Raw genomic sequence first — 6564 nt, 5'->3', positions numbered from 1 at the left:
GACGTTCTTGAATTCGCAGGAACTTCAAGTGCTAAATTGAATGGTCAAGCGCTTGAGGCTAGCCAAATCAAGGTAGAAGGTCAAACCATTACCTTGACGCTTACAGAAGAACAAGCTAAAACAAGTGCTGGTCAAGCTGTTGAATTAACTTTCGACGCTAAGATCAAAGCGGGTGCTAACTTGTCTGATTATGTAACAGAAGATAAGTCAATCAAGGTTCCGAACAAGGCAGCTTACAAGGTAGATCTTCCAAACAAACCAGGCTTCACTAAGGATTCCAATGAAGTTCCAGTAACGCCACCGACTCCAGAAGAGCCAGAAATCAAGAAAGATGTCAACACGAAAGCTGAAGAAACACTCGCTGATCGTGATCAAGTCTTCACCTACAACGTGAAAACAAGTGTTCCAACAGATGCGACAGTCTTCAGTGTAAGTGATACACTTGAATCTGTTCTTGATTATGCAGGTTCAGCAAACGCGAGCTTGAATGGCCAAGCGCTTGACGCTAGCCAAATCAAGGTAGAAGGTCAAACCATTACCTTGACACTTACAAAAGAGCAAGTGAAAGCAAATGGTGGTCAAGCAGTTGAATTGAGCTTCACTGCGAAGATTAAAGCGGGAGCTGATTTGACTCCATATCTAACAGATCGTGGATTCACTGTTCCAAATACAGCTTCTTATGACGCGAAGTTCCCACACAAACCAGGGCTACACAAAGATTCGAATAAAGTTCCGGTAGTCGTTCCAAAAGAACCAGAACCAGAAATTTCTAAGAAGATTAATCGTACCTTGGACCACTTGGATGTGGAATACGACGCACCATACATGTATAATGTCAATACAACTTTGCCAAAAGATATTGATAAGTACAAAGAGTTCACAGTCACAGATACACTCGAACCGGTCTTGGCAATCGCTGATACGCCAGTAGCCTATGTGGATGGTCGTGATGCAAATGGTGCCCTTGAAACAAGTGTTAAGGGAAATACAGTCACTGTGAAAGTGAAAGATTTCGCTCGATTGAAAGGTTTCAAAGAAATCCAATTGTATATTCCAGCTAAACTCAAAGCGAATAGCGATTTGAAAGCTTATAAGGACCAATTGGTACCAAACAAAGCAACTGTCAACTTCAAGGATGCGAATGGTCAATCTGGTAACAAGGAAACAAAACCAGTAACGGTGAAACCGCGTGACCCAGAAAAACCAACAGATCCAACACCAGGTGAACCTGCTAAGACAGTTGGGCCAGAAGATGGATCTAAACCTGATAAAGACTACCACTTACCAAACGCTTTAGATACCTTCCGCTTCGATATCACTACACCGGTTCCAACAGATCCAGTAGATGAAAACGGAAATGCTAAGAAGGATCAATATGGTCGTCTTATCAAGACAGACTTGACTAGCTTTACGATCACTGATAAAATCGATTCAGTCTTGAAAGTCAACAAAGACCGTATCGCTCTTAAAGTTGAAAATGCTCAGTTTGACAAGATCAAAGCAACTCTTCAAGCTCAACTTGAACAGTCTGAGAAAGAACTCAAAGCTTTGACAGGCAAGTCAACAGAAGAGACTTCAACAGAGACTGGTAAGAAGGAAGAACTCAAGGCAGCGGAAGCTAAAGTAGCTGAATTGAAAGCGAAGTTGGAAGCAGCTAAGGCAGCGCAGCCAGCTAAACCAGCTGAAACTACAACACCAGCTACTCCAGCAACAGCTGCTGAAGAAACAACTCCAGCTACATCTGATTCTTCTGCATCAGAAGATAAGAAACCTGCAACTAGCGAGCCAAGTCAAGATCTTGCAAGCTTGGAAGCAGAGTTGAAAGCAGCTGAAGAAAACTTGGCTAAACTTCAAGCACCAGCTGAGAAAGAATCAGAATTGGCACCAGCTGATAAGAAACAACAACAAGAGAAACTTGAAAATGAAATCAAGAAACTAAAAGAAGCTCAAACCAAGCTTCAAGCAGCTATTGATAAATTGTCTAAAGTTTCAAATGACCGCGGTGAATTAGTAGGTAAAGATTTAGAAGCAATTGCTACTGTTACTTACGATGAAACTAGCAATGTTGTGACTTTTGAAATCAGCGATAAGGATGTTCTTGAAGCCTTGAAGGGAAGTACCGTACGTCTTGTACTTTACACTAACTTCAAAGAAGGAACAGATTTTACAAAATTCACTGGTGGTGTACCAAATACAGCTGAAGTAAGCTTTAACCATAATCCAAAGCCAAAAACTACCAACAAAGTTGTGGTGTTCCCACCAACACCACCAACACCAGAAAAACCACAAACTCCGCCACCAGGTGGAACCGTTCCTCCAGCAGAACCTAAGAAAACATTGCCAAATACAGGTTCTGAAGGATCTTCAATCTTTGGAGTACTTGCAGCCCTAGCTCTAGGACTTGCTGGACTTCTAGTTTGGAAGCGTAAAGCTGAACGTTAGTATCATATAGTAAGAGGAGAGTAGAAAATTTTACTCTTCTCCTTACTGTATATTGAAAGTGTTAAGGAAAGAATAATGAGTAGAAAAAAATTATTAAAGTTAGGAATTTCTATACTTGCTTTAAATGCACTTGGAGTAGCCACTTATCATGTAGCTCCCGACTTGTATCAAATTCCAACAGTGCATGCGGAAGAGACACCAGCGGAAGATGAAGAAATTCCAGATGGCCAAGAGCGAAGTATTGCAAATACTTTCAAAAGAATGCTTGATAGTATAGAATCTTCAATTAAGGATTTTACAAATAGTCCAGATGAGGATAATAAAGAACTCCTAGAGGGTGATGTAGAAGAAGCAAAGAATTTTTTTGAGACTGCAAAGAAGGCAATGAAGAGTCCAGAAGGTCAAAAAAGTTTTGCGGCGCTTGAAGCTCGCTACAATTCTTTAAAAGCTAAGGCTGAGGCACTTCTCACTGGGGGAGATTTAAAAGAAGAACATCAAGAAGTCACAACTACTGAGGAGATTCCTTACCCATCTCGGACAGAAAACAATGCAGACCTCGCTGAAGGTACTCGAAAGGTAAAACAAGCGGGAGAAAAAGGTCAGAAGAAAGTTGTTTGGGATGTTACTTTGGTAAATGGCGTTGAGAAAAAACGTGATAGAAAGAACCAAACAGTAATTAAAGAACCAGTAGAAGAAATCATCGAAGTTGGAACTAAGAAAACAGGTGTTGAAACCAAAGAAACAGTGACTGTGGAGGAAAAAGTTGCTTTCAAAGAAGAAACGAAAGTAGATCCAGCACTGGATAAAGGTCAAACGCGTGTTGAAGAAGGTGAAGAAGGTATCGATGAAGTCACTTATGAAGTGACAAAAGTGGATGGTGTTGAAAAATCTCGTAAAGAAGTTTCACGCAAGACTAAGAAAGTTGCAAAAAACAAGATTACTTATACAGGTTCAAAAACTGTTGTAACGACTAAGGAAGTAACCAAAACTGAAGAAGTTGCCTTCCAGACTCGTGAGGTTGAAAATGCACTCTTAGCCGAAGGTGTTCGCCGAGTGAAAACAGCTGGGCAAAAAGGTGTTCGTACCATTGTTGAAACAGTGACTTACACAGACGGTGTTGAAACAGGCCGCGAGGTGAAATCAAATACAATCACTACTCCAGCAGTAGACGAAGTTGTCGAAATTGGAACTAAGAAAGCAGCGGTTGTAACGACTAAGGAAGAGACCAAGACAGAAGAAGTTGCTTTCCAAACTAAGGAAGTAACAAATCCAAATCTTCCAGAAGGAAGTCGTCAAGTGAAAGCTGTTGGTAAGAAGGGTGTTCGCACCATTGTTTATACAGTGACTTACACAGACGGCGTTGAAACAGGTCGCGAGGTGAAATCAAACACAATCACCACTCCAGCAGTAGATGAAGTTGTCGAAGTTGGAACTAAGAAAGTAGTAGCCCCAGTTGTAACGACTAAGGAAGAAACGAAGACAGAAGAAGTTGCTTTCCAAGTCAAAGAAGTGCAGAACGCAGACCTTCCAGAAGGCAGTCGTCAAGTGAAGATAGCTGGTAAGAAGGGTGTTCGCACCATTGTTTATACAGTGACTTACACAGATGGCGTTGAAACAGGTCGTGTTGAGAAATCAAGCACAATCACCACTCCAGCAGTAGATGAGATTGTCGAAGTTGGAACTAAGAAAGTAACTCCTACAACAACCAACGGTGATAAGAATGATACTGCAACAACAGGGAACCAGGCTGAAAGCACTAAGAAAGAAGAAACTGCAAGCCAAGAACAGAAAGTTCTACCAAGCACAGGTACAGCTTCTACCAGTCTTCTTTCAATGATTGGTTTATTTATCGCTGGTCTAGTAGGCTTTGTCGTTCGTAAGAAAGACTAAGGCTCTCTAATTGTACAAAAGCATCTTTTGTACGAGAAATACTAAAAAGAACCCAGAATTTATTCTTGGGTTCTTTTTTATAAAAAATTAAATATATTAATGTTTATGTGTAGCTTGAGTACGTTATGAAACTCATGGAGTGATAATAGGTTCAACAATAAAACAGCTATTTACATAGTGTAAACACCTGTTCTGAAATTTTGATATTTTAATTATTCTCACCGAAAATTGACAATCTGGAAATACAAAAAAGTAAATATTTTTTTATATCTGCTTTCAATTTCCCTTTCTTTGTGTTAGAATGAGATGAATATTTCTTTTGAAATGATCAAATAATCATTTTTAGTTTTGGAGGTACATTATGAAATGGAAATATCGCATGAGAATGCCTTTTTCTACTATTTTCAGTAGAAAAAAACAGGCTTTTCTCGGACTAGTCGTTTTACTTTTTTCTATTTTTCTTATTCCGCTTCAATCTTATGCGGCTTTAGAAGAAATAAAAAACGGAACGGATATCTCAACCTTGGATATTCGTAAGTTTAATTTGAACATCAACAATTTTAGTGTTTTATCTAAATCACAGGCTGTTGATCAGTTTCATTTATCGAATCCCCACTATGAATATCTCTGGGGTGGTGCCTATCCAGGCGAGATGGAGAACTTTACTCTTAAAGTAGATAAAAGTAAAAAACAGGATCAAGTTTTTGAAAATCCTCTTTCTCTAAAATTCACAAATATTGGGACAGTTAATGGTAAGCAAGTAGATGCTTACTTAAAATTCAATAAGGTAACTCTTCACTATCTAAACACTGCTCAGGCAGAATCTGAGATGAATAGTGCTCAAAAATCTACTGTTGAATTTTTCTCTATTTCAGAATTGTGGGAAAATAATGCTTTTGAAATTGGGAATGTTCCCTATGTAGATGCAGCTCATGACTACATTATGAATAAGGCTTTTTGGCTTGATGCGGATGTAACAGCAGAGTTGCGTTATGCAGATGGTTCCGAGACAGATTTGAAGTTGGTTATGAAGCCAACAGACATCGATGCAATGGATGCCAACAACTTGAAGGAAACCTTCTATGTTAAGGATTATCAAAATGATGTTAATCTTCGTTTGATGAATAATGCCAATGTCTTAAGACAGGAAGATCAAGGAGATCGAACTGCTTGGGTAGCAACTCAGATTACAAGCGGTAGCTATTCTGAGAACAATATCTCTGGTTTTGCCCTTCGATCAAATAGTAATAGTATGAATTTTGGTTACTCATCAACAGAGGTTGCTTCGGCCGTCTTTGGTCTTTATATTGAAAAAATTGATCCGAGCCCTGTTCTAGCAGTGGATCCTACAGAGATTCCAGCTAAGGAAGGACAAGATGTAACCTATAAAGCTACGTTTAAAGTTCCGGTTCCAGGTAAGGACATTTTAGCAACGCCTTCATCTATCGAAATGGTTCAGAAATTTGATGAGCGCCTTAATTATCAAGGACTTAAAGTGGAATCAGGTGGAGTGACTCTGCAAGAAGGACGTGACTATACGATTGAGAAGTCAGGTCAAACAGTTACTGTTAAAATGACACCTGAGTACATAAAATCAAATTCTGCCGCTGAGATTATTATCACTTATAAAACAGCTACAAACAAAAAAGTAGAAGAAAAAGGTCCTGAAAAGATTGACAATACTGTAACATTGCATGTTGATAATTTATCAGCTCCTTCTAATCAGGTAAGCACTGCCCTTCTTTATGAAAAACATCATGAGTTTGTGAGTGGGACCCCAGGTAAAGATCTTCCACAAGAAGTGAAAGACTTGCTTCCAGCGACAGATAAGAACTTGTCTAATGGTACTCAAGTAACGCCAACTCAACCAAGTAAAACAGAAGTGAAGACAGCAGAAGGCACTTGGAGCTTTAAGTCTTATGACAAGGCATCAGAAACCATCAATGGAGCGGACGCCCACTTTGTCGGTACTTGGGAATTCACCCCAGCACCAACTTACAAGGCAACACACGAATTTGTTAGCGGAACGCCAGGCAAAGAACTTCCACAAGAAGTGAAATCCTTGCTTCCTGCAGATCAAACAGATTTGAAAGACGGTAGCCAAGCAACACCAACGCAACCAAGTAAAACGGAAGTGAAGACAGCAGAAGGCACTTGGAGCTTCAAGTCCTACGACAAGGCATCAGAAACCATCAATGGAGCGGATGCCCACTTCGTCGGTACTTGGGAATT

At 39.9% G+C, this 6564-nt stretch carries 2 protein-coding genes and 1 pseudogene; all 3 read left to right on the top strand.

All coding sequences use genetic code 11. The features are described from left to right. Positions 1-2442 (top strand): annotated as a pseudogene (padA, locus tag M1G01_RS07675) (LPXTG-anchored isopeptide-forming adhesin PadA); the annotation flags it as partial. A 75-nt stretch (positions 2443-2517) separates the two neighbouring features. Continuing rightward, the gene (locus M1G01_RS07670; protein WP_000087620.1) at positions 2518-4332 is read left to right on the top strand and encodes a G5 domain-containing protein; all 1815 of its coding nucleotides are present in this window, start codon (positions 2518-2520) and stop codon (positions 4330-4332) included. A gap of 361 nt (positions 4333-4693) precedes the next feature. Beyond that, the coding region (locus M1G01_RS07665) for an Sgo0707 family adhesin (protein ID WP_425608336.1) at positions 4694-6564 on the top strand (1871 nt) is incomplete at its 3' end.

It is taken from the genome of Streptococcus oralis, from assembly GCF_023110055.1.
Taxonomy (GTDB): Bacteria; Bacillota; Bacilli; order Lactobacillales; family Streptococcaceae; genus Streptococcus; species Streptococcus oralis_BY.
The sequence above is the reverse complement of the archived record's forward strand: the minus strand, read 5'-3'. Positions and strand labels throughout refer to the sequence as shown.